Origin of the sequence: Nonomuraea sp. CA-143628 (assembly GCF_050942315.1) — a bacterium.
Lineage (GTDB): Bacteria > Actinomycetota > Actinomycetes > Streptosporangiales > Streptosporangiaceae > Nonomuraea.
Genome location: NZ_CP192072.1, coordinates 12,015,023 through 12,040,647, shown reverse-complemented (window position 1 = coordinate 12,040,647; position 25,625 = coordinate 12,015,023). Strand labels below are relative to the sequence as shown.

The window sequence follows — 25,625 nt, the reverse complement described above, 5'->3', positions numbered from 1 at the left end:
CGCAAAAATACAATCGTGTAAATTTATTCTAGTGTAAGATTGCAGCTATGGAGGAGACGCTGCGTGAACGCAAGAAGCGACAGACCAGGCACCTGCTCATCCGTGCGGCAATCCGGCTCTTCACCGAGCAGGGTTATGAGCAGACCACCGGCGCACAGATCGCCGCCGCGGCGGACGTGGCCACCAAGACGTTCTTCAACTACTTCCCGAGCAAGGAGCACGTGCTGTTCGCCGACGTCGAGCGGTTCTACGGGCTGGCGCTGGAGGTGATCGCCGACCGCGCCCCGGACGACACGCTGCAGCAGGTGCTGCGCAGGACCTACGACCAAGCCATTGCCCATTACCTCACTCAGGGGCCGTGGGCCGGGGATCCGGAGCTGAAGGATCTCTACCAGAGGCTGCTCGCGACGGTGCCCGCCGTACAGGCGAAGGCCCTTCACATGATGTTCGACGCGCAACGCCGGATCGCCGCCGCGTTGCTGACGGCCTTCCCCGACAGGCTGGACCCCATCAGCGCCGCGGCGGCGACCGGCGCGTTCATGGGTGCGGTGCAGGCGGCCGGGATGGCCAGCATGGAGATGTACGGCGAGGCGGAGCAGGAGTATTTGGCGTCAACCGGACAGGCCGTGGACATCGCGATGCGCGGCCTGGACTCGCTGTGATGGGTGGAGGGATAGCCGCTTCGGCTAAGGCTGCACCGCGCCCAGGAGTTCGAGTACGTCCGGCGGGAGCTTCTTCTGCGCCGCGTCCCTGAACTGGGTGAAGCACTCGCCCTGCGACGAGACGGTGCCCGCGCCCTTCATGCAGTTCTGGTAGGCGGAGTATTCGTCCATCAGATAGAGCTGCATCGCGGTGGCCAGGGCCGACAGCGTGAGGGCGACCGAGGAGATGGCGATGCCGCCCACGGCGATGCCCTGCGGCTTTTCCGCGCGCTTCAGCTGGGGCAGCGCGCGAATGCCCGCCATCAGCGCGAACACCGCCATGACCAGCCCCGCCAGCGGCAGCATGAACGTCATGGCCAGCGCCGCGATGGCCAACCAGATGGCTCGGCGGCCCGCGGATTCCGCGGGATGCTGACCCGCCGGTGCCTGCACCGGTGTCGACACCTGACCTCCTCTGCGTCGCCGGACGAAGAGCGGATACGCTTGCAACCCCACCCCGGTTTTCTCATTGGAGTGCGCGTGTCAAAGGCTGGGCGGCTCGTCGTCCTCGTCTCCGGCTCTGGAACAAACCTACAGGCCTTGCTGGACGCTTCGGCCGACCCGTCCTACGGCGCCCGCGTGGTGGCTGTCGGTGCGGACAGAGACGGCATCGAGGGACTGGCTCGGGCGTCGCGGGCTGACGTCCCTACTTTCGTCGAAAAACTGGGTGATTACGAGAAGCGGTCGGAGTGGAATATCGCGCTCGCCGACCGGATCGCTTCCTACGAGCCCGACCTGGTGGTGTCGGCGGGCTTCATGAAGATCATCGGCGCCCCGACGCTCGACGCGTTCCCGGTGCTCAACACCCATCCCGCGCTGCTGCCCTCCTTCCCGGGTGCGCACGGGGTGCGTGACGCGCTCGCCCACGGGGTCAAGGTGACGGGCTGCACGGTCATGCTGGCCGACGCCGGCGTCGACAGCGGGCCGATCGTCGCCCAGGAGGCCGTGAGCGTACTACCGGGTGACGACGAGGCGGTGCTGCACGAGCGCATCAAGACCGTCGAGCGCCGCCTGCTCGTCGAGATCGTCGGCCGGATGGTCCGCGAGGGCTGGACGGTCAGCGGACGGACCGTCCAAATCGGTAACCAATCAGGTAGCCAAGCAGAAGGGGAATCGAAGTGACTCGCATCGCCATCCGGCGCGCGCTGATCGCGGTGTACGACAAGTCCGGGCTGGAGGAGCTGGCCAGGGCTCTGGACGGCGCGGGGGTGGAGATCGTGTCAACGGGCGGCACCGCCGCCGCCATCGCCTCCTACGGCATCCCCGTCACCAAGGTCGAGCAGCTGACCGGGTTCCCCGAGTGCCTCGACGGCCGGGTCAAGACGCTCCACCCGCGCGTACACGCCGGGCTGCTGGCCGACCTCACCAAGCCGCACCACGTGGCCCAGCTCGACGAGCTGGAGATCGACCCGTTCCAGCTGGTGGTGGTCAACCTCTACCCGTTCGAGCAGACGGTGGCCTCCGGCGCGTCCGACGAGGAGTGCGTCGAGCAGATCGACATCGGCGGGCCCGCGATGATCCGCGGCGCCGCCAAGAACCACAGCACCTGCGCCGTCGTGGTCGACCCGCGCTTCTACGGCGACGTGGTGGGCGCGCTCGGCGAGGGCGGCTTCACGCTGACCGAACGCCGGCGGCTGGCGGGCATCGCCTACGCCCACACGGCCTCCTATGACGTGGCCGTGGCCTCCTGGTTCGCCAACGCCTACCGGGTCGACGAAGGCTGGCCCTCGTTCATGGGCGCCACCTGGAAGCGCAAGTCGACCCTGCGCTACGGCGAGAACCCGCACCAGTCCGCCGCCCTCTACAGTGGTGGCCTCGACGGCCTGGCCAATGCCGAGCAGGTGCACGGCAAGGAGATGTCCTACAACAACTACCTCGACGCCGACGCGGCCTGGCGGGCGGCCTGGGACTTCGCCGAGCCCTGCGTCGCGATCATCAAGCACCAGAACCCCTGTGGCATCGCCATCGGTTCCGATGTCGCCGACGCGCACCGCAAGGCGCACGCCTGTGACCCGGTCTCGGCGTACGGGGGCGTCATCGCGGTCAACGGGGCCGTCACGGCCGAGCTGGCCCGGCAGATCGCCGAGGTGTTCACCGAGGTCGTCGTGGCGCCGTCCTACGAGCCCGAGGCGCTGGCCGTACTCACGCAGAAGAAGAACGTCCGCCTGCTGATCTGTCCCTCGGGCCCGGCCAACCCCGCCGAGTTCCGCCGGATCGACGGCGGCCTGCTCGTCCAGCAGAGCGACCGGGTCGACGCGTCCGGCGACGCGCCGGACCACTGGCAGCTCAAGGCGGGCGAGCCGGTCTCCGAGGAGATGCTGGCCGACCTGGCGTTCGCGTGGCGGGCCTGCCGCTCGGTCAAGTCCAACGCCATCCTGCTGGCCTCCGGCGGGGCGACCGTGGGCGTCGGGATGGGGCAGGTCAACCGGGTCGACTCGTGCCGCCTGGCGGTGAGCCGCGCCGACGCGCGGGCCAAGGGGTCGGTGGCCGCCTCGGATGCGTTCTTCCCGTTCCCCGACGGGCTTGAGGTGCTGATCGAGGCGGGCGTCAAGGCCGTCGTGGAGCCCGGCGGATCCGTCCGCGACCAGCTGGCCATCGAGGCGGCGGAGAAGGCGGGCGTGGCGCTCTACTTCACGGGTACGCGCCACTTCTTCCACTGACGATCCGGCGCGACATTCCACTGATGGTCCTGAGCAAAAGGGCGGTATGAACCCGCCCTTTTGCGCACAAGCATAAGTAATGTCCGGTTACGCTGTGGGCCTTGCCGCTCGTCCGTTCTCCGGGAGTACTCCTTATGGCGCCGCTCGACTCGGTTCTGTATGCCTTCGTGACCATGAACGGGATCGCCACCAGCCCGGTCATGTTGGTGGTGCTCGCCTTCCTCGGTGCCTACTTCGGGGCGCGCGTCGTAGAGGTCATCCCGTTCACCCGCCGCATCATCGAGCGGCGCGCGGCCCAGGCCGCCGAGCGCGAGTAGCCCGCCCGGCCGCCTGAGCGCCTCAGGCGGCCGTACCCGAACGTCTCAGACGGCTGTACGGGACTGGCTCCAGGCGAGCTTCGCGGCTCCGGCGAGTCCGGCCCGTACCCCCAGGGTGGTCGGCTCCACCTTCACCGCCCTGACGAACGCCAGCCCGGCCACGTCGTCCAGCGCCCGCGCCAACGGGTCGAACAGGACCGGTCCCGCCGCTGAGACGCCGCCGCCGATGACCACCTTGGTGAGCTCGACCGCCGCCGCGGTCGAGGCGATCATGCCGGCCAGTGCCCTGGCGCCCCGTTCGAACGCCGCCACCGCCACGGGATCCCCACCTGCCGCGTCCCGCGCCAGCGCCCGCGCGTCGGCCGCGCCGTTCTGCGCACTGGCCGTGCCGCCCGGCGCGTCGGCCGCGTTGCTCCGAGCGTCGGCTGGGCCGTCCAGCCCGTCAGGGCGGCCCGGGGTCCAGCCGTTGGCCAGCGCCCAGCGGGCCAGGTTCGGGCCGCTGGAGTAGTGCTCGACGCAGCCACGCCCGCCGCACTCGCAGCGCTCGCCGTACGGGTCGATGGTCATGTGACCGACATGCCCGGCATTTCCGTTGGGGCCCAGGAGCGGGACGCCGTCGATCACCAGTCCGCCGCCGATCCCGGTCGACACCACGATGCCGAGCAGCGCCGAACTCCCGCGCCCCGCGCCCAGCCAGTGCTCCCCGAGCGCCATGCACTGCGCGTCACCGGCCAGCATGGTCGGCAGGCCGGTCAGCGCGCGAACCTCCTCACGCAGCGGGAAGCCGCGCCAGCTGGGCATGTTGACGGGGCTGACGGTCCCGGCGGCCAGGTCCAGCGGCCCGGCGCAGCCGATCCCGACCGCCTCCGGCGCCGGACCGTCCCCGGTCACCTCCTCGATCAGCGCCGCCAGAGCGACCATGACGTCCGTACGCGGCGTGGGCCGGGTCGCGGAACGCAGCATGGAACCCGTCTCGTCCACCAGTGCGGCGGCGAGCTTGGTTCCCCCGATGTCGATGGCGAGTACGCGGGCCATCAGTGTTTGTGGTGGTTGTCGGGCTGGCGGGGATCGCCAGGATGTTCCAGTCCGGGCACGAGTTCGACCTTGGCGGCCCGCGACTCGTCGAGCCACCGCGCGAACATCCGCCGCCGCGCGGCCTCCCGCTGCGATACCGCACCGGGGGAGGGGGCTGGGGTGGGCGCCGGTTGGGCCACCGCTACGTGCCAGCCCAGCGTGTCCTCGACCGGACCGACGAGCATCCCGTACGGCCGGCGCGGGATGGCGTCGGCGATCGCCGACGGCAGGGAGGCCAGCGTCACCGGCCCCAGCGGTTCCAGATCGTCGGCTGTGGCGACGGCCGCGTCGGCGCGGTCGGCGAACACCCGATGGCGCACGACATGCCAGGCCGCCTCGCGGGCCGTGCCCTGGGCCCTCCCTTGGGCCGCCCCCTGCGCCGCTCCCTGCGCCGTCCCGTGTGCTGTGCCCTGGGCCGTAGTCGGCGCCGCGCCCTGCGCTGTCGCCTCCTGTGCTGTCGCCTCCTGTGCCGTCGTCGGCGACCGCCACTCCGGCGGCACCTCGACAGTGGCCGTCAGGTGCTCGAACAGCGCGCGGACCCACGGGCTCCCGTTGTACGCGGAGGCGTTGATCGACCCCAGCTCCACGGCGGCCAGCGGGTCTAGCCGCCCGACCTCCACCGGCGACAGCCCACGGGCCGTGGCCTCGTCCTCGCACAATGCCTCGGTGAGGATCACCTGCGTCAGCCACCTGGCCAGCTGCCGGTCCTCGGAGCTGCCCGGCAGCGGCAGGGCCGCGCTGAGCGGGCTGTCGCGCAGCTCACGGACCCGCCGGTCCAGCGGCTCACGGGAGATCGGCCGCCCGCCGACCCAGCCGATCACCGCGCCTATACCAGGCGCGGTGGCCGCCCCGGTCGCGGCGGGCCGCTCCCGTACGGGACCGCCCGCCGTATCGGTGAGAGCGTGGTTCATCGAGTTACCTCCAAGCGGACGGCGGGGGCGTACTGGCAGCGGCCGTACCACATGACCTTGGCCAGCGCCCAGAAGTGCCCGGCCGCCATGTCGTACGGCACCTCCACAGGGAACGACACGTCGACAGTCTCGCCCGGCGCCGCGGTGAAGCCCTGGATGACCGTGGGCAGGAGCTCCCACGAGCCCCAGGGGGCCGCGAGCTGGGACTCGCCGCGGATCTCGTCGGAGGTGGTGTTCGCCAGCCGTACGACCAGAGACGTGCGGTCGCCGGGGCGGAGGGAGAGCGATTCCGTGAGGGCGGTGACGGTCAGGCCGGTCGCGCGGCCCTCGGTGGCCTGGGTCCCGTTGAACGCGTCGCGCATGTTCGGGACGGCGCCCTCGACGGGCAGCTCGGGCACCTCGCTCAGCGCGACGGTGGCGACGTCCTCCACCAGCTGGCCGCCCACAGAGGTGCGGGCGGAGACGAAGTACAGGCCCTGGCCGGGGGCGGGTGTGACGGTGACGGGGAAGCGGAGGTGGCCGCCGGGTTCGAGGCGGAAGGCGCGCTGGGCGGGCGTGGCGCTCCAGCCGTCTGGGACGCGGATGTCCACCACGCCCTCGTGCGGCGCGTCGACGAGATGGGACGACACCACGACCGTCACCTCGACTGCCTCTTGCGAGGCCGCCTCCTGTGAGGCCGCCTCCTGTGAGACCGCCCCCTGTGAGACCGCCCCCTGTGAGACCGCCCCCTGTGAGGCCGCTCCCTGTGAGGTCGCGACGGGTGTGACGAGACCGGGCGTGACGGCGATCGATACCGGGAGGTAGCCGAGCGGCGCGGGCCCCTTGTTGTGCAGCCAGTAGCGGCTGTAGACGGGCTGGGCCTGCTCGGCGGTGGCGCCCAGGTCGGGGCGCGCGGGCCGCGGCGGGGCGGGGGCGAGGTAGGTGGCGACCTCGGCCCCGGCCAGGTCGAGCGTGGTCACCGGATCACCGGGCCGTTCCAGCAGGTCGGCGTGGATGAGGCCGTCGAGGTCCAGGACCGGCGATTCGATCGCGGCCCGCGAACCGAGCCCCGTCGACTCCACGAGCCGAATGGTGACGCCGTCGGTGGGCGCCGGGGCGCCGGTGGAGGACAGGCCGCCTGCGGGGGACAGGCCGTGGGCGTGCGGGTTGCCGGTGGCCTTGATGGTGCCGAGCAGGACGTCCCGGGCGGGCTCCACCCGCAGGAGCGAGTGCACCTGGGGCAACGTGCCGTCGGCGGCCGGTGCGACCTCTCGCGCCAGCATCGGCGTGATGAACTCCTGTCCCGCCGCCGGCAGCCGCAACGCCCGCCAGTCGCCGTCGCCGCCGGCCAGCGCGTACGAGAACTCGTGCGTCCAGTGCTGCACCTGGAACCCCGCCCCATCAGGCCCGGTACGCCGAGGCGGATCCAGCCAAACCCCCGACGGCCACCCGGTACAGGACCGCATGAGCGACAGGTGCAACGCCCCCGCGGAATCCACCGCGAACCCCGGCAATCCGTACGTGAGCAGCGCGACCGTTCGAGACTCCAGCACCTCCTCGCCCACCGGGCAAACGGCGGAGATCACGGCATCCGCCAGATCCGCGATCAGCTCCTCCACCGGACCGGCGACGATGAGCGCGGGCAGCGCGCGTACGTCACGCAGGTCGGCGCTGGGCTGCCACACCTCGGCCAGCGGCCGTTCGGCGGGTACCCAGACCAGCGGCGCCCCCGACTTGAGCGCGTCGAGGAAGGCCGGGTCGCTGCGGTCGAGGAGCTCGGCGGCCAGCGGGTTGACGTCCGGGCCGCCCAGGATGATGCGTACGTCCGGCAGGTTCGAGTCGACGTCCAGCCAGCCGTACCGGGAGCCGGAGGCGGACGAGGTCGTGGCGGTCACGCCCGCGCGGGCCAGCGCCACCACCAGCGAACGGGCCCCGGGCGCGTCCTCCAGAGTGGGCACCACCACCTCGGCGACCCCTAGCGCCCGCGCGCCCGCCTCGCCCAGGTCCACCCTGGCCGTGGCGGACAGCCCGAACCACGTGTTGGCCGGGTTGTCGAGCGTCCACGGGTGCTCGGCGGTGTCGACCTCGGGCTGCGCGAACCCGCGCCCCACCACGGCGCCCGCCACGTCGGAGACCGGCAGCGCGCCCGTCACCTGTGCCGGGAAACGGACCCGGAGCAGCCGGTCGGCGCCGGTGTAGTCGAGCACGCGGGTGGTGAACTCGACCCGCTCCGAACCGGTCCAGAGCGTGATGACCTGCTCATAGGACACCTCGCCCACCTGGCCGGTGATGGTCAGGCGCTGCCCGAGGGGACTCTGCGAGGCGTGTACGGCCAGCGCGGCGGCGTCGCCGGAGCCGGTGGCGTGACCGGTCGGCAGCAGGTGCCACGGGCCCTCGCCCATGTCGGGGTGCGTCGGGTATTCGTCGTACAGCCGCAGCTCGTTCCCGAGCCCCGACAGCAGCTCGCGGCCCGAGGCGCGGTCGAACACGGACTCCAGACCGCCGCCGCGCGCCGGATCGGCGACGACGCGCCACCGGTCGTTCGAGATGGCGGTCCCGGGCAGCGGCTGCCAGGTGTCGGCCGCCCCTTCGACGATCCGGTACGTCCGCCAGCCCATCGAGGGCACATCCTTGGCCAGAAAGACCAGCGTGCCGTCCTCTTCGATGGCCGGGACGTCGCCCGCCACCCGCTCACCCGGCGCGAGACGTACCCGCACCAGGCCGTCACGCGCGAACGGCAGCGTGTTGGTGACCACGACACTGCGGCCGTCGAGCGAGATCTGGCCGAGCAGCGCGTCCAGTGCGCGGTCACGGGCGTCGGCGGCCAGGTCGTGCGCCTCGCGCCAGCCCGTCAGCAGGTCGATGTAGACCTGGTCCGACTCGGAGCCGGTGATCCCGTCGTGGTGCGCGCCGTACGCCAGCTGCCGCCACACCTTGTCCAGCGCGGTGTGTGGATAACCACCCAGCCCCAGCAGCGACGCGAACGCCGACAGCCGCTCGGCGTCGAGCGCCGCCACCTCGGCCGCGCGCTGGGCCTGCTTGGTGTCGATGTACGAGACGTCTTTGCCGGTATAGATGGGGTTCATATCCCGGGTTTGCGGGCTAAATGCTGATATTTCCCCACGCACCGCGTCGAGGAAGTCCCGTGGCGTGCCGCAGACGAACCGGGGCCAGACGTACCGGGCCGCCCAGGTCCGGTGGATGTCGGTCACCCACTTGTTCGGCGGGGTGTAGTCGGTGCCGACGGGCAGCAGGATGTTCCGGGTCGCGGCCACGGGCTTCAGCGAGCGGTAGAGCTCGTACGTCGCCCGCGTCGCCTCCTCCAGCGACGGCGAGGAGTCCATCCACCAGCCCGCCGAGTAGTGGGCGGGCATGTAGTGCGTCAGCACGCCCTGCCCCGACGGCGAGATCCACTCGAACTCGCTCGGGAACTGCATCAGGGAGGCGTCGTTCTTGGCCTCCCTGAAGTTCTTGCTGATCGGCCCCCACTGGTGGAACGGCCCCCGGGCCCACGCGCTGCCGGTCAGCCCGGCCGCCGCCAGGTAGCCGGGGAACTGCGGGTCGTGCCCGAACACGTCGAGCTGCCAGGCCGTACGCGGGTCGCCGCCGAGGATGTCGCGCTGGTAGCCGATGCCGTACACGATGTTGCGGATGGTGCTCTCGGCGCCGGTCAGGTTCGTGTTCGGCTCGTTGTACGTCCCGCCGAGGAGCTCCACCCGGCCCTCGTCGAGCAGCGCGCGCAGGTCGGCCCGGCGCTCGGGGTGGGTGTCGAAGAACGGCTTGAGATAGTCGACCTCGGCCAGCACGAAGCGGTAGTCGGGATCGCGCAACGCCAGCTCGATATGCGCCTCGACCAGCGCGAACGCGTTGTGCTCCCACAGCGGCCGGGTCGTCGCGTCGACCGAGAGCAGCTCCCAGGGGCTGGTGTAGGCGGCCTGCGTGTTCCACCAGACCGGGTCGTAGTGGAAGTGCGACACCATGTACATCGTCCAGCCGGGCTCCTCGGCCGTGACCTCGACGTCGAGCGTCGCGTCGCCGAAGGTGACGGTGCAGGGCACCACGCTCCCGTACGGAACGCTGACGTCCAGCGGCACCTCGACGGTGACCGGGCCCGCCCCCGGTGGCACGCTCACGGGGGCCGCGCAGGACACCCCGGGACCACGGACGTCGAGTGGCGTCTCCTGCCCATCCGGCTCCAGCGTGACTTTGAGCACCTGGTACGGACGCTCCGCCGTGCCGACGAACAGGTCGGTCGACTCTGCGGACAGCAAGTGAGCAGGCAAGACGACTCCTTAGTGGGCACATAGGCGGTGACGTCACCATATGCCGTTCCAAGATCGATGACAACGATGTCATCACCACTCCCAGCGAACTCATGGATCTCGTGGAAGGATGGCGAGACATGAGCGCAGTGAAACTCGACGGCAAGGCGACCGCAGCCAGGATCAAGGCCGACCTCGCGACGCGGGTGACCGCGCTCAGAGAGCGTGGCATCACCCCCGGTCTCGGCACCGTGCTGGTCGGCGACGACCCCGGCAGCCAGATCTATGTGGCGGGCAAGCACCGCGACTGTGCCGAGGTCGGCATCGCCTCCATCCGCGTGGACCTCCCGGCCGACGCCACCCAGGCCGAGGTCGAGGCGGCCATCGACGAGCTCAACGCCTCGCCGGAGTGCACCGGCTACATCGTCCAGCTCCCGCTGCCCCGCCACCTCGACACGATGGCGCTGCTGGAGCGCATGGACCCGGCCAAGGACGCCGACGGCCTGCACCCGGTCAACCTGGGCCGCCTGGTCCACATGGTCGACGCGCCGCTGCCCTGCACGCCGCACGGCATCGTGCTGCTCCTCCAGGAGTACGGCGTGCCGATCAAGGGCGCCGAGGTGGCCGTGGTCGGCCGCGGCATCACGGTGGGCCGCTCGCTCGGCCTGCTGCTGACCCGGCGCAGCGAGAACGCCACGGTCACCCTCTGCCACACCGGCACCCGCGACCTGGCCGCGCACGTCCGCCACGCCGACATCGTGGTGGCCGCCGCAGGGGTGCCCGGCCTCATCACCCCGGCCATGGTCAAGCCGGGTGCGGCCGTGCTCGACGTGGGCGTCTCGCGAGTGGACGGCAAGATCGCCGGTGACGTGGCGGCCGAGGTGGAGGAGGTGGCAGGCTTCCTGACCCCCAACCCTGGCGGCGTCGGCCCGATGACCCGCGCCCTCCTGCTCTCCAACGTGGTCGAGGCCGCCGAACGCGCCTGATCGGCGTTCTTCTTACGGCTGGAAGCTTCTTACGGCTGGAAGTCGGGGTCCACGGCGACGGTCACCTCAAGCAGCAGGGGCTCCTCGCGGTCCACGAGCGTGGGCACCACCTCGTCGAGCACCGCCGCGAGCTCCTCCGCCGTGTCCACCCGCCTGGCCGCGCAGCCCAGCGACCGGGCCATCCCGCCCATGCTGACCTCGGTGAACGCGGGCCATGGCGCCTTGCCGCCCGCCTTGTCGGCCAGCCGGTCCATGATCGCGTACCGGCCGTTGGCGAGCACCACGAACAGCGCGCCCACCCGGTAGTGCGCCGCGCTCCACAGCGCGTGCACCCCGTACAGCGCCGAGCCGTCACCCACCACCGCGACCACCGGCCGGTCGGGCAGTGACATGCGCAGGCCGACCGCCGCGGGCACGCCGAACCCCAGCCCGCCCATGGCGGCCGACACGAAGCCGAGCGGGTTACGGGCCGGAACCAGCCGGTGTAGGTCAGGGCGCGACGACGGCGTCTCCTCGACGAGCACCGCATCGGCGGGCAGCCGCCTGGCGAGTTGGTGCAGGACGTGCGCGGCTCGCAGAACCTCCCCTTCCGGGGGCAACCCGGGCCCATCAGGCGCGGGCCGCAGCGGAGCGGGCCTGGCAGGCACGAGTACGGCCAACCGCTCACAAACGGCGGCCGGGGCGGCGAGATAGGCCAGGTCGGCCGGACTGCGGTGCGCCTCGGCCGGGTCGTCGGTGACGAGCGCGACAGTGGTGCCGGGCTCGACCAGCGGACCGGTGTCGAACGGGTACTGACGGAAGACCGGGGCACCCACGGCGAGCACCACGTCGTGCGCCGCCAGCGCCGCGCGCAGCCGAGCACGATCGGCGGGCAGCACCCCGGCGTACTGCGGATGGTCCTGCGGGAACCCCGCCATGGCGCCGAACGACTCCTGCCAGACCGGACACCCCAACCGCTCGGCAAGCGCTACTACCGCCGCCCACCCCGCCTGGCGAACACCCGCGCCCGCGACGATCGCCGGAGAGCGGGCCTCGGACAGCAGCGCGGCCAGAGGCGCGAGCGATTCGTCCGGCACGGCGGCCGGCCGCAGCAGCCGCGTCGGCGCCGCGATCGTCTCGTCCTGGAACGGCGCCGCCCAGTCGTCCAACGGCACCACCACCAGCGCGGGCCCCCGGAACGTGACCGCTTCGTGGCAGGCCCGCGCCACGGCACCCGGCACATCCTGCGCCCGCACCGGTTGGTCGACCCACACCGGATAGTCCCCGGCCAGCCCCGCCAGCCGCCCGGTCAGGAACGGCTCCAACGCCAGATGACGACGATCCTGCTGCCCGACCAGGATCACCAGCGGCACCCGATTGGCCCGCGCGGTGGCGATCGCGCCGACCGCGTTGCCCAGACCCGCCGCGGTGTGCAGCACGGCCAGCGCCGGGGCCCCGTGCCCGATCGCCCACCCGGTGGCCATGCCGACCACCGACCCCTCATGCAGAGCCAGCACGAACCGCAGGTCGTCGGGCAACCCGGTCAGCAGCGCGACCTCGGTCGAGCCCGGATTACAGAAGATCGTGGTCAGCCCGAACCACCGCAGCACCTCGAACGTGGCCTCTCGAACCGTGCTCACCGCGCTCACCGTGCCCGCCTGAGTCCGCCCACCGTGTGTCTTCACAGCGCCCGGCCGAGCCTGCTCCCCGCCCATGATCACCGTGGGTGACGACGATAGCACGATCACCCGTTTTCCCAGGTAGACCGTCGTCCTCGTCTCCCCGGAGGGGTGTCTCTCCCTGGGACCTCAGCCGCGACAGGCCGTCCACTTCCGCTCCCCCTGGGTGGGGGGTATCCCTCCCCAAGGACCTCAGCCGCGACGGACCGTCCACTTCCGCTCCCACCGGAGGGGGTATCGCTCCCCAAGGACCTCAGCCGCGACGGACCGTCATCTTCCGCTCCCCCGGAGGAGGTATCCCTCCCCAAGAACCCCAGCCACGACAGACCGTCTACTTCCACTCCCCCGAAGGGGGTATCCCTACAGAAGGACCTAAGCCACTACGGACCGTCACAAAGATCGAGACGGTCGCGTGACGGACCCCGGGAAATCCGTAGCAATCACCCGCACTACCGGCGCCGATACCGGTCCGTAGCCTCCTTCGTGGCGCGGATCGCGGCGTCAGCCCTGTCGTACGTCCGCTGCGCCAACCCGACGAAGATGCAGTCGACGATCAGGAGCTGGCTGATCCGGCTGGCCAGCGCCCCAGGCCGGAACGCGGTCTCCCGGCCCGCCGACACCAGCGTGTAGTCGGCCAGCCCGGCCAGCGACGACCGCGGATTGTTGGTGATCGCGACCACCAGCGCCCCCGCCTCCCCGGCCGTGCGGGCCGGGTCCAGTACGTCCGGCGTCTCGCCGCCGCAGCTGATCGCCACCACCACGTCGCCCGCCCGCAGCAGGGCCGCGCTGGTCAGCGCCAGGTGGGCGTCGCTGAACGGGTGGCTGGACAGGCCGATCCGCAGCAGCTTCTGGGACATGTCGGCCGCCACGAGCCCGGAGGCCGCCACGCCGTACACGTCCACCCGCCGGGCCCTCGCGATGGCCGTGACGACCTCCCCGAGCGGCTCGGGGTCGAGTTGCGCCGCCGTGTCGGCCAGCGCCTCCGACTCGGCCCGCGCCACCTTGGCGATGACGTCGGTGAGCGGGTCATCGGGGCCGAGGTCGCCGGGCACCAGCCGCTCGGGCTCCTTGGCCACGGCGGCGGCCAGGGCGAAGCGCATCTGCGAGTAGCCGGCGAAGCCGAGCGCCCTGGCAGTGCGTACGATCGTCGCCTCGCTCGTCCCGGACACCCCGCTGAACTCGGTGATCGTGCTCCGGACGACCACGCCGGGGTCGGCGAGGATGATGCGCGCGATGGCCTGCGCGGCCGGCGTCAGGGACGGTAGCACCGCACGGACGGCGGCCACGGGGTTGGCCGGCTCGTTCATCCGCCCGCCCAGCCCGTCGATGGCCAGCCCGCCCACGCCGTCAACAGCCAGGCCGTCAACAACAAGCCCGTCAACAGCCAGGCCGTCAACAGCGGGCCCGTCAACAGCCAGGACACCAACAACCAGCCCGTCGATAGACGGAGACGCCCGGTCACCGGGTCAGCCATTCGGCCGCCGCCTGCGCCGAGACGCGCGAGATGCCATGCGTGACCAGGTGCGCGGCCCCGTCGGGCGTACCAGGAATGCCGGTGTCCACGACGATCACCTCCGGCCGCATCTGTACGGCCCGCGCCACCGTCTCCCGTACCCACGGATAACGGGCAGCGTCGTGCACCACGAGGACGACCGGCCGGTCGTCGAACGGCGGCAGCTCACCCTCCGGCTCCATCTGGATCCGCGTGGTCCCCGGCAGCAGCGTGCTGAGCGCCGCCGTGATGCCGGTCGGCGTCGAGGGGTCCACCGCCTTGTTGAAGCGCGTGTTGACCTCCACGACCAGCGGCGGCCGGGTCAAGGTGGCCGTCCCCGTCACGGTCAGCGCGGCCCTGGCGGCCTCCAGGCCCACGCTCTCGTCGACGTCGGCGCGGGCCTTGTCGCGCAGCGCCGACTGCTGGGCGTACCAGCCGGACAGCGCGAGGACCCGGGCGGCGGCCTCGGCCAGGCGCTCCTCGGGGAGCACGCCAGACTGGACGGCGGCCACGATGGCGTCGCGGATGTCGTGCAGGCTCCGCTCGGTCGACAGGCCCACGCAGATGGCGTCGACGCCCGCGCCGAGCGCCCGGACCGCGATCTCCCCGGGCTCGAACATCGCGGCCACCGCCCGCATCTCGATCGCGTCGGTGACCAGCATTCCGTCGAAGCCGAGCTCGCCCCTGAGGAGCTCGGTCATGACGGTACGGCTGAGCGTCGCGGGCATCGACGGGTCGAGGGCGGGGACGAGCAGGTGACCCGACATGACCGAGCGCACCCCGGCCGCGATGGCCGCCCTGAACGGCGGCAGGTCCCGCTCGTCGATCAGTTCGCGCGAGGCGTGTACGGTCGGCAGCGCCAGGTGCGAGTCCGTGACCGTGTCACCGTGGCCGGGGAAGTGCTTGGCGCAGGCGGCGACCCCGGCGCCCTGTACCCCGTTGACGTAGGCCACGGTGTGGCGGGAGACCAGGTCGGCGGTCGGGCCGAACGAGCGGACGCCGATCACCGGGTTGGCGGGGTTGGCGTTGACGTCGGCGGAAGGCGCGTAGTTGAGCGTGATGTCGGCTTCGGCGAGCATCCGGCCGATCTGGCGGCCCACGCGCTCCGTCAGGGCCACGTCGTCCACCACGCCGAGCGCCCGGTTGCCCGGGAAGGAACTGCCGGAGGCGACCTCCAGGCGGGTGACCGCCCCGCCCTCCTCGTCGATCGCGACGACGGCGCCCGGGTTCTCGGCGCGAAAGCGCTGGACGAGCTGCTGCCCGGGGTTGTTGCGGGCGAACAGCACCAGGCCGCCGAGTCCTTCGCCGAGCGCCCTGAGCAACCAGTCGGGAGCGGACGTGCCTTCATAGCCTGGCTGGAGCACTGTCATCGCCAGTCGGTACAGGTCAGGGGACATGCGGCATTTTCCTTCACGATTGTTGAATTGAAGGTAATTTTCTGTCATCGTCGCCCTCGACACAACCACTTCCGAGAGGCCAAACCCCCCATGCCCAGCCGAAGGACGTTACTGAAGGGCCTCGCCCTCGCCGCTGCCGCCTCCGTCGTACCGCTTCCCGCCTTCGCCGCAGACTACGTCCCGCCGCTGCGTCAGATGCGCGGCATGTGGATCGCCTCCGTGGTCAACATCAACTGGCCCTCCAAGACCGGGCTGACCGTCGAACAGCAGAAGGCCGAATACCTCGCCTGGCTGGACCTGGCCGTGCAGCGCAAGCTGAACTCCGTCTTCGTGCAGATCAGGCCGACCGCCGACGCGTTCTGGCCGTCGCCGTTCGAACCGTGGTCGCAATGGCTGACCGGCACCCAGGGGCAGGACCCCGGCTACGACCCGCTGGGCTTCATCGTGGAGGAGACGCACAAGCGCGGGCTGGCCTTCCACGCCTGGTTCAACCCGTACCGGGTCTCGATGCAGGCCGACCCGGCCAAGCTGCACCCCGACCACCCGGGACGCAAGCACCCCGACTGGATCCTGCCGTTCGGCGGCAAGCTCTACTACAACCCCGGCATGCCCGAGGTGCGGAAGTTCTGCCAGGACGCGATCATGGACGCGGTCACCCGGTACGACATCGACGGCCTGCACTTCGACGACTACTTCTACCCGACGAACACCACGGCCTTCGACGACAGCGCCGCCTTCGCCCAGTACGGATCCGGCTTCCCGGACCTGGCCACCTGGCGGCGCAACAACGTCGACCTCATGGTCTCGGAGATGCAGCAGCGCGTGCGCGCGGTCAAGCCGGAGATCGCCTGGGGCATCAGCCCGTCGGGCATCTGGCGCAACAAGGCCAGCGACCCGCTCGGCTCCGACACCAGCGGCGGCCAGTCGTACGACAGCCTGCACGCCGACACCAGGGGCTGGGTGAAGAAGGGCTGGCTCGACTACATCGCACCCCAGCTCTACTGGTACATCGGCCAGCCGCCGGCCGACTACGCCAAGCTCGTCCCGTGGTGGTCCGACGTGGCGAACGGAACCGGCACGCTGCTCTGGATCGGCCAGGCCGCCTACAAGGCGGGCGACCCCGCCCAGACCGCGCCCGAATGGCAGAACCCGGCCGAGCTGTCCAAGCACCTCATGCTCAACCGGGACAACCCGCCGGTCAGCGGTGACATCTGGTACAACGCCAACGACCTGCGCGCCGATCGGATCGGCTCGATCAGCACGGCCGTGAACGACCACTACACCCGGCCCGCGCTGGCCCCGGTGCTGACCAGGCTGGCGGGCGGCGAGGCGCCGCACCGGCCGGTGCTGGCGTACGCGCTGCGGAAGCACGGCGGGGTGGAGGTACGCGCGGTCGCGACGGATCGGCACGAGCCCTTCCAGTTCGCCATCTTCCGGTTCCCCGGTAAGGCCGCGTCTGGTGCGTTCGCCGATGCCCGGAACCTGGTCGCGGTGCTACCGGGGGACCGGCAGGTGCAATGGGTGGACCCGGAGGGCAAGCGCGGGGATCACTACTACGTGGTCGCCGTCGACCGGGCCAACCGGACCAGCAAGCCGAGTAACGGGTTCCGGGTGCTCTGAGTGCGGTGGTTCCTCGGGGGGTTGTCAACACGACCGACTCGATCTTTGTGACGGTCCGTGGTGGCTGGTGTCCTTTGGGTGGGATGCCCCCTTCGGGGGAGGAGAAGCAGGCGGTCCGTGGTGGCTGGTGTCCTTTTGGAGGGAGACCCCCTTCGGGGGAGCGGAGGAAGGCGGTTCGTTGTGGCTGGCGTCCTTCGGGGGAGATCCCCTTCGGGGGAGCGGGAGACGGTCCGTCGTCCCTAGGTGGGACACCCCCTTCGGGGAAGCGGAGGACGACGGTCCGTCGTGGTTGGAGTCCCTTCGGGGTAGCAGACGAACGGAGTGCGATGCGGGTTCTCGGTCTTATCTCGGGCACGTCCCATGACGGGATAGACAGTGCGGTCGTGGACTGGTCGCTGGATGGCGGTGTGCTGACCGGCACGCTGGTCCACACCGGCGAGCGGCCGTACGAGCCCGGGCTGAGAGCCCGTATCGTGGCCGCGCTGCCGCCCAGCAAGATCGACCTGGGCGAGGTGTGCGCCCTGGACACGCTCATCGGCCAGGCGTTCGCCGAGGCGGCGGCCGAGGGGCCGGCGGCCGACCTGATCTGCTCCCACGGGCAGACGCTCTTCCACTGGGTGGAGGGTGGCCGGGTGCTCGGCACCCTGCAGCTGGGCCAGCCGGCCTGGATCGCCGAGCGTACCGGGCTGCCGGTGGTGTCGGACGTGCGGGTGCGCGACGTGGCCGCGGGCGGGCAGGGGGCGCCGCTCGTCTCCTACCTCGACCTGCTGCTCATGGCCGGCCTACCGGGGCGTACGGGGGCGTTGAATCTGGGCGGGATCGCCAATCTGACCGTGCGGGAGCCGGCCATCGCCTACGACACCGGGCCCGCGTGCGCGCTCATCGACGCCGCCGCGCCCCCGTACGACAAGGACGGGGTGCTCGGCGAGGCCGGGACGGTCGACGAGGCGCTGCTGGCGGAGCTGCTCGCCGAGCCGTACTACGCGAAGGAACCGCCGAAATCCACCGGTAAAGAGCTTTTCACGCCCGGGTACGTCAAAGCGGACCTCCCGCAGGCCGACCTCGTCGCAACACTCACCGCACTGACCGCGGAGACCGTGGCGGCCGAGATCCGGCGGCATGGGCTCGACACCGTGATCGTCTCCGGTGGCGGTGTGCGCAATCCCACGCTCATGGGCATGCTGCGCGCACGCGTGCCGGACACGCGGCTCGTGACCAGCGACGAGCTCGGCGTGCCCGCCGACGCGAAGGAGGCGATCGCCTTCTCGTTGTTCGGCTGGCTCACCGCGCACGGTCTGCCGTCGACCGTGCCCAGTTGCACGGGCGCCTCAGGGGCGCGCGTTCTGGGCACGGTGACGCCGGGCTCCGGTCCGCTCGCGCTGCCGGAACCCCTCGCCGTGGCGCCGGTCGCGATCCGTTTCCTCTAGTGGGCCGCGTTCAGCGGCCCACCACAGGTTGCGGGGTCTGCACCTATGAAGCCCTGCGTCCGGCCGCCGTCGGTTGTTGTTGCTCGGCCGACGTCCCCGACCGCTGTGGTGGCACCACAGGAGTCGGGCGCACCAGGCCCAGCGCGACGACCTCGTTGGCCAGCCGCGTGCGCCGGTTGGTGCCCTCGGGAATCCGGAACTTCTGGTACAGCCGCAGCAGGTGTTGCTTGACCGCGGCTTCGGTCACGACCAGGTCGTCGGCGATCTCACGTGCGGTCGCCGGGGCGACGAACGCCTCATCCGACAGCGCCGGCCTGCAGAGCGAGGTCAGCACATCGACCTCGCGCCTGGTCAGCTCGGGCGCAGCGGCCCTGCGCAGTTCGACCTCGGGGGTGAAGTCCTCACGGGGGACTCCGCCGATGCGACCGCGCGCCGCGCCGAAGGAGACGACGTCGCCGTCGTCAAGCACCCTCCGGGCGATCGGCCTGCCGTTCACCCGTGTGCCGTTGCGGGACAGGCCCAGATCAACGACGTACAGGTAGGGTCCTCGCCTGACGAACTCGGCATGGAGTCGAGACACACTCGGGTCGGTCAGCCGGATGTCCGCGCCCCGGCCCCTCCCCACCGTCGTGATCTCGGGGCTCAACGGGACCACCTCGCCGGTGTCCTCGATGCGTATGAACGGCCCCTCCACGGCAGTTCCTCCCCAGGTAGCCCGCCGTAACTATTACTACAGCTCCGGCTTACCCAAACGAGGGGATGCGGAATCGCCTTTGCCATAAGGAGAATCCAGCGTGAAATTGGTCTGGACCTTCGCGGCCGGTTTTGCCTGCTCACGGGTAGACTTCGGGCGGAGATATGCGGAGGAAACACTCATGGCGGACAAGCCCACGAAAGGCCTGGCCGATGTCGTAGCCGCGTCCACAGCGCTCAGCGACATTGACGGGAAGGCCGGTCGTCTCTTCTATCGCGGATACGACATCCACGATCTGGCCGGCCGCGCGACGTTCGAAGAGACCGCTCACCTGCTGCAGTGCGGCAAGCTTCCCAACCGGGACGAGTTGGACAGGTACGCCGAGGAGCTGGTGCGGGGCCACGAGCTCGGCGCGCTCGTCTCCGCGAACATCCCGGAGATCGCCGAGAAGCAGAAACCGATGGAGGCCCTGCGCTCCCTGGTCTCCCTCGCCGGGGCCGACGATCCGGACAAGGACTCCATCGCCCCCGAAGCGAACCTGCGCAAGGCCGCTCGCCTGACCGCGCAGCAGCCCCTGCTGGTCGCCCGCTACCACGCCGCCCGCAACGGCGCCGAGGTCCCGGAGCCCGACCCGGCGATGAGCATCGCGGCGAACTTCCTCCTCCAGGTGACCGGACGCGTTCCGGCCCAGCGCGAGGTCGAGCTCTTCGACACCTGTCTGGTGCTGCACGCCGACCACACCATGAACGCCTCGACGTTCGCCGCCCGTGTCTGCGCCGCGACCCTGTCGGACATGCACTCGGCCATCGTCGCCGCCATCGGGACGCTCAAGGGCCCCCTGCACGGCGGCGCGAACGAGCAGGTCATGAAGACCCTCGAATCGATCTCGCCCACCGGGGTGGCGCAGGCCGTGCGGGAGAAGCTGGCCGCCGGCGAGAAGATCATGGGCTTCGGCCACCGCGTCTACAAGACCGAGGACCCGCGGGCCACGCACCTGCGCAGGATGTCACAGGAACTTGCCGAATCCACCGGCGACGACACCTATTATCGGATGTCCAAGGAGATGGAGGAGGTCGTCTTCGAGATGAAGGGCCTCTATCCCAATGTCGACTTCTACGCGGCATCGGTCTATCACTATCTCGGTATTCCGACGGACCTGTTCACCCCGGTCTTCTCGATCAGCCGCATGGCCGGATGGACGGCGCACGTGATCGAGCAGCATGCCGACAACAGACTGATCCGCCCCGACAGTGAGTACATCGGTGAGCGTGACCAGAAATGGAAGCCGATAGAGGAGCGATGAGCCTGGACCGGAGAGAGCGAGGCACGATGCCAACGGAGGTCCGCAGCGAATGCGGCCGTAAGCAGGCACGTTGAGCCGTTCTGGAGAAAATTGGGGGCCGTACCCGCTGGTTCTGGCGGGTGCGGTTGTCGGCGTTGCGCTGATTTTCCTCGTGGACCCGCGGTGGGGCGGGTTCGCGTTGGGCGCCGCCGTCATGGTGGCCGCCGCGCTCCGTTTCGCCGGGTACGGCGGGCTCGCCGTACGCAGCAAGAGGACGGACGTCATCACGCTCGGGGCGTTCGGATTCGTGCTCGTCCTTACCTCGCTGATCTTGGCGAACGACGAGCTCAAGGGAATGATCATGTCCCTTCTGGCCCGGTGACCGGGCCGTCCGACAGCCTCAATGCATTGATTCGTTGAAGGGGAACCATTCCTCGGGAAGAGTGAAAGCCCTGTGTCCACGAGGGCCGGGCATCGCTCTGATGACCGAGGACCTGGCGCTGCTGGTCCGCGGCGACGCCAAGTGGCTCACCACCCAGGACTTCCTTGCGGCGCTCGACGAGAACCTCAAGAAGAAGATGGCCTGACTGTCGAATGCGGCCTCTACCTGCGGCTACGCCGTGAGGTTAAGAACAAGCTGAGAGGTGAGCCGGGGCGGCACCCTTCGGTGCCGTCTCGGGGTCAGGACTTGGCGGAGCAGAACTCGGCGGTCAGCACGTCGGCGAAGAGGCTCAGCGGCGCCCAGTCGCCGTTGACGTGGGTGGCCAGGCGGTGCTTGCCGTCCAGGGTGCCCATGGCGTAGCTCCAGGAGCCGTAGGTGGCGCCGGCGTTGCCCCAGACGCTCATCCCGCACGGCAATTTCTGTTCGAAGATGCCCAGGCCGTACCTGGTGCCGGGGACCCAGCCCGAGTTGTCGGTGGAGACGGTGGTGAGCATCTCGCGCAGCTGCTTGGCCGGAAGCAGGCGGCCGCCGAACAAGGCGGAGAAGAAGCGGTTGAGGTCGCTGGTGGTGGAGATCATGCCGCCGGCCGTCCAGGCGAAGGACTGGTTCATCTCGGTGGCGTCATAGACGGTCGGGTTCGGGTCCTGGGAGAACAGGGTGGAGTAGTGCACCGGGTGCGGGCCCCGGATCTTTGGGTCGGTGCCGGGCAACCAGGTGCCGGTCAGGTGCAGCGGACGGATGACGATCCGGTCGAGCTCCCGGGCGAAGGGGCGGGCGGTCACCTTCTCGACGATCATGGCGGCGAGGATGTAGTTGGTGTTGGAGTACCAGAAGCGTTCGCCGGGCTGGTTGACCGGCGGGTGCTTGAGGGCGATCTTCACCAGTTGCTCTGGGGTGTAGGTGTCGTAGCGGTGCTTGAACCACTCCTGGCCGGTGCCCAGCTTGATGAGGTCCGGGTCGTGGTTGTAGGCGTACAGGCCGCTGGTCTGGTTGAGCAGCTGCCGGATGGTGATCTTGTCGGGTTCGTAGGCGGTGCCGTCGAACAGGCCGGGCAGATGCTGCTCCAGGGTGTCGTCCAGGCTCAGCTTGCCCTCGGCGACCAGCTTGAGCACCACGGTGGCGGTGAAGGACTTGGTGGCGCTGCCGATGCGGAACCGCTCGTTCTGGTGGCGCTTGCGGCCGGTCTTGGTGTCGGCGACGCCTGCCGTGCCGGACCACACCTGTCGGCCGTCGCGGATCTCGGCGATCATGCCGGGCGTGAGCTTGGTGGCCACGGCCCGGTCGAGCACGCGCTGCACCGCGGGGTGGCCGGGGGCAGGCGATGCGGAGGCGGGCAGGGCCGTTGTCAACAGGGTTGCGGCGATGAGCAAGCCTGCCTTAGCGAACATCGATATCTGTTCCTTTCACATCAAATGGATCTTCAGAGGGTGGCCAGCTCGTGGAGCTCGGCGGACGCGCACGACGTTCACGATAGGCGAAAAGCTAACTCGCATTCATGATTTCGTCAACAATGAACCTCCATCTCAGTAGGGAAATTGCAATGGATATGGCGGTGAATGCAAGGCAAAACTTGCAATGAGATGACTGTTAATGCAAGACTGGGCCAGCCACGCAGGCAAGAAGAGGAGGCTTTCGCTGATGCCCGGAGGCAGGCTGACCCAACAGGACCGCAGGCAGATCGCCGACGGGCTGACCGAAGGGCTCACTTACACCGAGATCGCCGCCGGCCTGAACCGGCCGCTGTCCACCATCACCCGTGAGGTGGCCCGCAACGGAGGCCCCGCCGGCTACCAGGCCGACCAGGCGCACCGGGCCACCAAGGAACGGGCCAAGAGGAGCCACCCCGCCCCCGCCGAACGCGACCCCAGAGTGGTCAACGACCTGGAAGAGCAGTTCACCGGCATCATGGTCGCGACCGGGCTGTCCCGCATGACCGCCCGTGTGCTGGCCAGCCTTTACCTCACCGACACCGGCATCCTCACCGCCGCCGAGCTCGCCCGACGGCTCCAGGTCAGCCCCGCCTCCATCTCCAAGGCCATCGGCGAGCTGGAGCAGCAGGAGATGATCAGGCGCGAGCGCGACCCCCGCCGACGCCGCGACCGCTACGTCATCGACGCCGACGCCCTGTTCCGAGGTTGGATGGCCAGCGCCCGCCAGAACACCCTGCTGGCCGGCTTCGCCCGCCACGGCGCCCAAACCCTGGGCCCGGCCTCACCTGCTGGGATGCGGCTGCGGGACGTCGGTGACTTCTTCGACCACGTCGGCCAGGCCATGATCCAGGCGGCCGAGGAATGGCGGCAGGCCCATGCCGCGAGGCCGGCCGCACACGGCTAGCACTACAAGCGGCCTGACAGTCCTCAAGAAGAAGATGGCCTGATCTTCCGCTACGCGAAAGGGCCGCCCCTCGGGCGGCCCTTTCGCGTTCTCCAGAACATCTCTTGGCTGTCACAGAGCGTGGTCAAGACGATTCAATGGGTAAGAGTCGCTGGTAACAGTCATAGGCGTCCCAGGGAGTTCGGATGCGATTGCGTCTTTTGAGTGGGGTGGGGCTGATCGCGGTCACGGCGGTCGTGTGCGGCTGTGGCTCGGAACCGGCCGCCAAGCCGGTGAACAACGCGGCCAACACGGCGGCCAAGCTGAAGCAGGCCAAGGCGGCGCAGCTGGCGCTGGCCGCCAAGGTGAAGGCCAACGAGCTGGGACAGATCCCGGTGCTGATGTTCCACCGGGTGATCAAGAACCCGGCGACCACCGACGACCGGACTCCCGAGCAGTTCAGGGGAGACCTCGAACGGCTGGTCAAGGACGGGTACGTGCCGATCACCGCCGCCGAGTACGTCACCGGGAAGATCGACATCCCGGCGGGCAAGCACGCGGTCGTCCTGACCTTCGACGACTCCTCGCCCTCACAGCTCACGCTGGACGAGATGGGCAACCTGGCGCCGGACACCGCCATCGGCATCCTGCGTGACGTGGCGGCGAAGAATCCCGGCTTCCGGCCGGTGGCGACGATGTACGTCACGCGCGACATGTTCGGCAAGACCGTGCGCGACGAGCAGGCCCAGATGCTGCTCTGGCTCAAGGACAACGGGTTCGACATCGGCAACCACACCCGCGACCACATCAACCTGCGGGGCCGGTCGGAGAAGGAGGTCGAGGAGCAGATCGCGACCATCCAGACGATGGTCAGCTCCCTGGCCTTCGTCAAGCCGGTGACCATCGCCCTGCCGTACGGCAACCAGCCGCACAACAAGAAGTGGGCCATGCACGGCAAGCTCGGCGACGTCACCTATGACCACAAGGGTGTCTTCCTGGCCGGTTACACGCCCGCGCCCGCGCCGTTCAGCAAGTCCTTCGACCCGCTGGGCATCCCGCGCATCAGGGCCATGGACAAGAAGGGTGACTGCAAGCAGTTCTGCTCCGTGGCCTGGCTCGACTGGCTGAAGAGCAACCCGGACATGCGTTACACCTCAGACGGCGACCCGTTGACCGTGGCCTTCCCCAAGTTCAAGAACCCGTTCCTGCGGACGTCCTTCACCTCACGGGCTCTCGCGTACTGAACGTGGCTCTCGCGTCCTGAACGTGATGCCGGCCCGGCGCAGGCGCTCGATCAGCGGGCGGCCCATCGCGGAGGCGGTGGTGACCTGGCCGGCGATCTCGGGCACGTCGTCGAAGGCCAGGCAGAGCGCCGCCTCGCTGAGCATCTTGGCCGTCTCGTCGTAACCGGGGTCGCCGCCCGCGACCTCGGTGACGACCCGCCGGCCGCCGCCCTCGCCGAGGATGGTGACCTTGAACCAGTTGCGGGCCCGCTGCTCGGGGGTGGGCCCGTCGCCGGGCTTGACGCGGCTCGCCATCCAGTCGCGTACCGGGGGGATCTGCGCGAGCGCCGCCATCGTGCCCGCTCCCGCCGCCACCGCGAGGGCGGCGGGCAGGGTCTTGACGGCGTAGTACTGGCGGTAGGTGAAGTCGGGGCCGTAGCGGTCGAGCAGGCGGGCCGAGCGGCCGACGATCAGCGGGTCCAGGCTCGGCATCGGCAGCGCCCAACCGCCGACATAGCGCAGGCCGCCGGGCAGTGAGCTGACCCGGCGGCCGGGCGGCAGCGGCTCGGCGGCGCGTCGCCGGGCTGCCGCCTCCAGGAGCTGCAACGGGCGGGAGACGATCGTCATCCCGGAGGCCAGCGTGCCGCCCGAGGCCCGCATCTCGCTTCTGAGGAACCCGCTGACCTTGAGCGGTACGTGCTCCGGCAGCCGGTCGACCGTGAAGAGCACGCCCAGGTCATAGGGGATGGAGTCGAAGCCGCAGGCGTGCACCAGCTTGGCGCCCGTCGTGGTGGCCCGCCGGTGGTGGCGGACGTACATCCGGTCCACGAATTCGGCCTCGCCGGTCAGGTCCAGATAGTGCGTGCCCGCCTCGGCGCAGGCGGCCACGAGCGGCTCGCCGTACCGGAGGTAGGGGCCGACGGTCGTGACGACGACGCGGGTCGAGCGGGCGATGGTGGCCAGCGAGGCGGGGTCGGTGGCGTCGGCGATCAGGATCGGGGCATCGAGGCCGAGTCGTTCCAGCTTGGCCCGGTCGCGGCCGGCCAGTGCCCAGCGCACCTCGGGGCCGGCCGTCTTGGCGAGGTAGGCCGCGGTGAGCGCGCCGGTGAAGCCACTCGCGCCGAACAGCACGATGTCGTACGCACGGGCCATAATCCCGGGCCTCCTCGGTGCTTCTCGTAGTTTCG

General features: G+C 70.1%; 21 protein-coding genes. 11 read left to right on the top strand and 10 right to left on the bottom strand.

Going from position 1 to position 25,625, the window contains the following annotated elements; all coding sequences use genetic code 11:
* Window positions 1-47: 47 nt before the first annotated feature.
* Entirely contained in the window at window positions 48-662 is a 615-nt protein-coding gene (locus tag ACQP2T_RS54290; protein WP_433512602.1) for a TetR/AcrR family transcriptional regulator, read from the top strand.
* A gap of 24 nt (window positions 663-686) precedes the next feature.
* On the opposite strand, the gene ACQP2T_RS54285 is transcribed toward ACQP2T_RS54290, so the two are convergent.
* Window positions 687-1,106 carry a hypothetical protein gene (locus ACQP2T_RS54285; RefSeq protein WP_433512601.1) on the bottom strand — a complete coding sequence of 140 codons (420 nt, stop codon included), beginning with the start codon at window positions 1,104-1,106 and terminating at the stop codon, window positions 687-689.
* 135 nt (window positions 1,107-1,241) lie between these two features.
* Between ACQP2T_RS54285 and purN the strand changes: the two genes are divergently transcribed.
* From purN to ACQP2T_RS54270, 3 genes are all read left to right on the top strand, one after another.
* Entirely contained in the window at window positions 1,242-1,823 is a 582-nt protein-coding gene (gene purN, locus ACQP2T_RS54280) for a phosphoribosylglycinamide formyltransferase (protein WP_433512600.1), read from the top strand.
* Window positions 1,820-3,361: a bifunctional phosphoribosylaminoimidazolecarboxamide formyltransferase/IMP cyclohydrolase gene (gene purH / locus ACQP2T_RS54275; RefSeq protein ID WP_433512599.1), complete on the top strand. Its 1,542-nt coding sequence runs from the start codon at window positions 1,820-1,822 to the stop codon at window positions 3,359-3,361. Before purN ends, purH begins: the two co-directional genes overlap by 4 nt.
* A 134-nt stretch (window positions 3,362-3,495) precedes the next feature.
* On the top strand, window positions 3,496-3,678 hold the full coding sequence (locus ACQP2T_RS54270) for a hypothetical protein (RefSeq protein ID WP_433512598.1): 183 nt from the start codon (window positions 3,496-3,498) through the stop codon (window positions 3,676-3,678).
* A gap of 45 nt (window positions 3,679-3,723) precedes the next feature.
* On the opposite strand, the gene ACQP2T_RS54265 is transcribed toward ACQP2T_RS54270, so the two are convergent.
* From ACQP2T_RS54265 to ACQP2T_RS54255, 3 genes are read right to left on the bottom strand one after another with little or no spacing between them, the layout of a single operon-like run.
* A complete protein-coding gene (locus tag ACQP2T_RS54265; protein ID WP_433512597.1) occupies window positions 3,724-4,713 on the bottom strand; it encodes an ROK family protein in 990 nt (329 codons plus the stop codon).
* On the bottom strand, window positions 4,713-5,663 hold the full coding sequence (locus tag ACQP2T_RS54260) for a DUF7158 domain-containing protein (protein ID WP_433512596.1): 951 nt from the start codon (window positions 5,661-5,663) through the stop codon (window positions 4,713-4,715). Before ACQP2T_RS54260 ends, ACQP2T_RS54265 begins: the two co-directional genes overlap by 1 nt.
* Window positions 5,660-9,925 (bottom strand): glycoside hydrolase family 38 C-terminal domain-containing protein, encoded by a 4,266-nt coding sequence (locus tag ACQP2T_RS54255; RefSeq protein ID WP_433512595.1) that lies wholly within the window; start codon window positions 9,923-9,925, stop codon window positions 5,660-5,662. The genes ACQP2T_RS54260 and ACQP2T_RS54255 overlap by 4 nt, the downstream gene beginning before the upstream one ends.
* Window positions 9,926-10,044: 119 nt before the next feature.
* On the opposite strand from ACQP2T_RS54255, the gene ACQP2T_RS54250 reads away from it, so the two are divergent.
* A complete protein-coding gene (locus tag ACQP2T_RS54250; protein ID WP_433512594.1) occupies window positions 10,045-10,890 on the top strand; it encodes a bifunctional methylenetetrahydrofolate dehydrogenase/methenyltetrahydrofolate cyclohydrolase in 846 nt (281 codons plus the stop codon).
* 29 nt (window positions 10,891-10,919) lie between these two features.
* Here the strand turns inward: ACQP2T_RS54250 and ACQP2T_RS54245 are convergent, their stop codons facing one another.
* From ACQP2T_RS54245 to ACQP2T_RS54235, 3 genes are all read right to left on the bottom strand, one after another.
* Window positions 10,920-12,509, bottom strand: a complete 1,590-nt coding sequence (locus tag ACQP2T_RS54245; RefSeq protein WP_433512593.1) for a thiamine pyrophosphate-dependent enzyme — start codon at window positions 12,507-12,509, stop codon at window positions 10,920-10,922.
* Between the two features lie 488 nt (window positions 12,510-12,997).
* Window positions 12,998-13,891 (bottom strand): MurR/RpiR family transcriptional regulator, encoded by an 894-nt coding sequence (locus ACQP2T_RS54240; RefSeq protein WP_433512592.1) that lies wholly within the window; start codon window positions 13,889-13,891, stop codon window positions 12,998-13,000.
* A gap of 115 nt (window positions 13,892-14,006) precedes the next feature.
* Window positions 14,007-15,437: a glycoside hydrolase family 3 protein gene (locus ACQP2T_RS54235; protein WP_433512591.1), complete on the bottom strand. Its 1,431-nt coding sequence runs from the start codon at window positions 15,435-15,437 to the stop codon at window positions 14,007-14,009.
* 90 nt (window positions 15,438-15,527) lie between these two features.
* Between ACQP2T_RS54235 and ACQP2T_RS54230 the strand changes: the two genes are divergently transcribed.
* Together ACQP2T_RS54230 and ACQP2T_RS54225 are read left to right on the top strand one after the other, a co-directional pair.
* A complete protein-coding gene (locus tag ACQP2T_RS54230; RefSeq protein WP_433512590.1) occupies window positions 15,528-17,057 on the top strand; it encodes a glycoside hydrolase family 10 protein in 1,530 nt (509 codons plus the stop codon).
* 326 nt (window positions 17,058-17,383) lie between these two features.
* Complete coding sequence (locus ACQP2T_RS54225; RefSeq protein ID WP_433512589.1) at window positions 17,384-18,484, top strand: anhydro-N-acetylmuramic acid kinase; 1,101 nt, start codon at window positions 17,384-17,386, stop codon at window positions 18,482-18,484.
* Window positions 18,485-18,527: 43 nt separating this feature from the next.
* Here ACQP2T_RS54225 and ACQP2T_RS54220 read toward each other — a convergent pair whose 3' ends face one another.
* On the bottom strand, window positions 18,528-19,178 hold the full coding sequence (locus ACQP2T_RS54220; RefSeq protein WP_433512588.1) for an FHA domain-containing protein: 651 nt from the start codon (window positions 19,176-19,178) through the stop codon (window positions 18,528-18,530).
* A 181-nt stretch (window positions 19,179-19,359) separates the two neighbouring features.
* Here ACQP2T_RS54220 and ACQP2T_RS54215 point away from each other — a divergent pair, with 181 nt between their 5' ends.
* Together ACQP2T_RS54215 and ACQP2T_RS54210 are read left to right on the top strand one after the other, a co-directional pair.
* Entirely contained in the window at window positions 19,360-20,481 is a 1,122-nt protein-coding gene (locus ACQP2T_RS54215) for a citrate/2-methylcitrate synthase (protein WP_433512587.1), read from the top strand.
* 151 nt (window positions 20,482-20,632) lie between these two features.
* Window positions 20,633-20,842, top strand: coding sequence for a DUF3017 domain-containing protein (locus tag ACQP2T_RS54210; protein ID WP_433512586.1), 210 nt, complete (start codon window positions 20,633-20,635; stop codon window positions 20,840-20,842).
* A 299-nt stretch (window positions 20,843-21,141) separates the two neighbouring features.
* Here ACQP2T_RS54210 and ACQP2T_RS54205 read toward each other — a convergent pair whose 3' ends face one another.
* Window positions 21,142-22,290 (bottom strand): serine hydrolase domain-containing protein, encoded by a 1,149-nt coding sequence (locus ACQP2T_RS54205; RefSeq protein WP_433512585.1) that lies wholly within the window; start codon window positions 22,288-22,290, stop codon window positions 21,142-21,144.
* A gap of 250 nt (window positions 22,291-22,540) precedes the next feature.
* Here ACQP2T_RS54205 and ACQP2T_RS54200 point away from each other — a divergent pair, with 250 nt between their 5' ends.
* Both ACQP2T_RS54200 and ACQP2T_RS54195 read left to right on the top strand, forming a co-directional pair.
* The gene (locus ACQP2T_RS54200) at window positions 22,541-23,236 is read left to right on the top strand and encodes a MarR family transcriptional regulator (protein WP_433512584.1); all 696 of its coding nucleotides are present in this window, start codon (window positions 22,541-22,543) and stop codon (window positions 23,234-23,236) included.
* Between the two features lie 185 nt (window positions 23,237-23,421).
* Window positions 23,422-24,459, top strand: a complete 1,038-nt coding sequence (locus tag ACQP2T_RS54195) for a polysaccharide deacetylase family protein (RefSeq protein WP_433512583.1) — start codon at window positions 23,422-23,424, stop codon at window positions 24,457-24,459.
* Here the strand turns inward: ACQP2T_RS54195 and ACQP2T_RS54190 are convergent.
* A complete protein-coding gene (locus tag ACQP2T_RS54190) occupies window positions 24,439-25,590 on the bottom strand; it encodes a saccharopine dehydrogenase family protein (protein ID WP_433512582.1) in 1,152 nt (383 codons plus the stop codon). The two genes, ACQP2T_RS54195 and ACQP2T_RS54190, sit on opposite strands and share 21 nt — an antisense overlap.
* Window positions 25,591-25,625 lie beyond the last annotated feature (35 nt).

Excerpts from the sequence above, each read along its gene's own strand:
- ACQP2T_RS54290 (WP_433512602.1), top strand. The coding sequence starts at position 48 with ATGGAGGAGACGCTGCGTGAACGCAAGAAGCGACAGACCAGGCACCTG.
- ACQP2T_RS54270 (WP_433512598.1), top strand. The coding sequence starts at position 3,496 with ATGGCGCCGCTCGACTCGGTTCTGTATGCCTTCGTGACCATGAACGGG.
- ACQP2T_RS54265 (WP_433512597.1), bottom strand. The coding sequence starts at position 4,713 with ATGGCCCGCGTACTCGCCATCGACATCGGGGGAACCAAGCTCGCCGCC.
- ACQP2T_RS54260 (WP_433512596.1), bottom strand. The coding sequence starts at position 5,663 with ATGAACCACGCTCTCACCGATACGGCGGGCGGTCCCGTACGGGAGCGG.
- ACQP2T_RS54250 (WP_433512594.1), top strand. The coding sequence starts at position 10,045 with ATGAGCGCAGTGAAACTCGACGGCAAGGCGACCGCAGCCAGGATCAAG.
- ACQP2T_RS54235 (WP_433512591.1), bottom strand. The coding sequence starts at position 15,437 with ATGTCCCCTGACCTGTACCGACTGGCGATGACAGTGCTCCAGCCAGGC.
- ACQP2T_RS54230 (WP_433512590.1), top strand. The coding sequence starts at position 15,528 with ATGCCCAGCCGAAGGACGTTACTGAAGGGCCTCGCCCTCGCCGCTGCC.
- ACQP2T_RS54225 (WP_433512589.1), top strand. The coding sequence starts at position 17,384 with ATGCGGGTTCTCGGTCTTATCTCGGGCACGTCCCATGACGGGATAGAC.
- ACQP2T_RS54215 (WP_433512587.1), top strand. The coding sequence starts at position 19,360 with ATGGCGGACAAGCCCACGAAAGGCCTGGCCGATGTCGTAGCCGCGTCC.
- ACQP2T_RS54205 (WP_433512585.1), bottom strand. The coding sequence starts at position 22,290 with ATGTTCGCTAAGGCAGGCTTGCTCATCGCCGCAACCCTGTTGACAACG.
- ACQP2T_RS54200 (WP_433512584.1), top strand. The coding sequence starts at position 22,541 with ATGCCCGGAGGCAGGCTGACCCAACAGGACCGCAGGCAGATCGCCGAC.
- ACQP2T_RS54195 (WP_433512583.1), top strand. The coding sequence starts at position 23,422 with ATGCGATTGCGTCTTTTGAGTGGGGTGGGGCTGATCGCGGTCACGGCG.
- ACQP2T_RS54190 (WP_433512582.1), bottom strand. The coding sequence starts at position 25,590 with ATGGCCCGTGCGTACGACATCGTGCTGTTCGGCGCGAGTGGCTTCACC.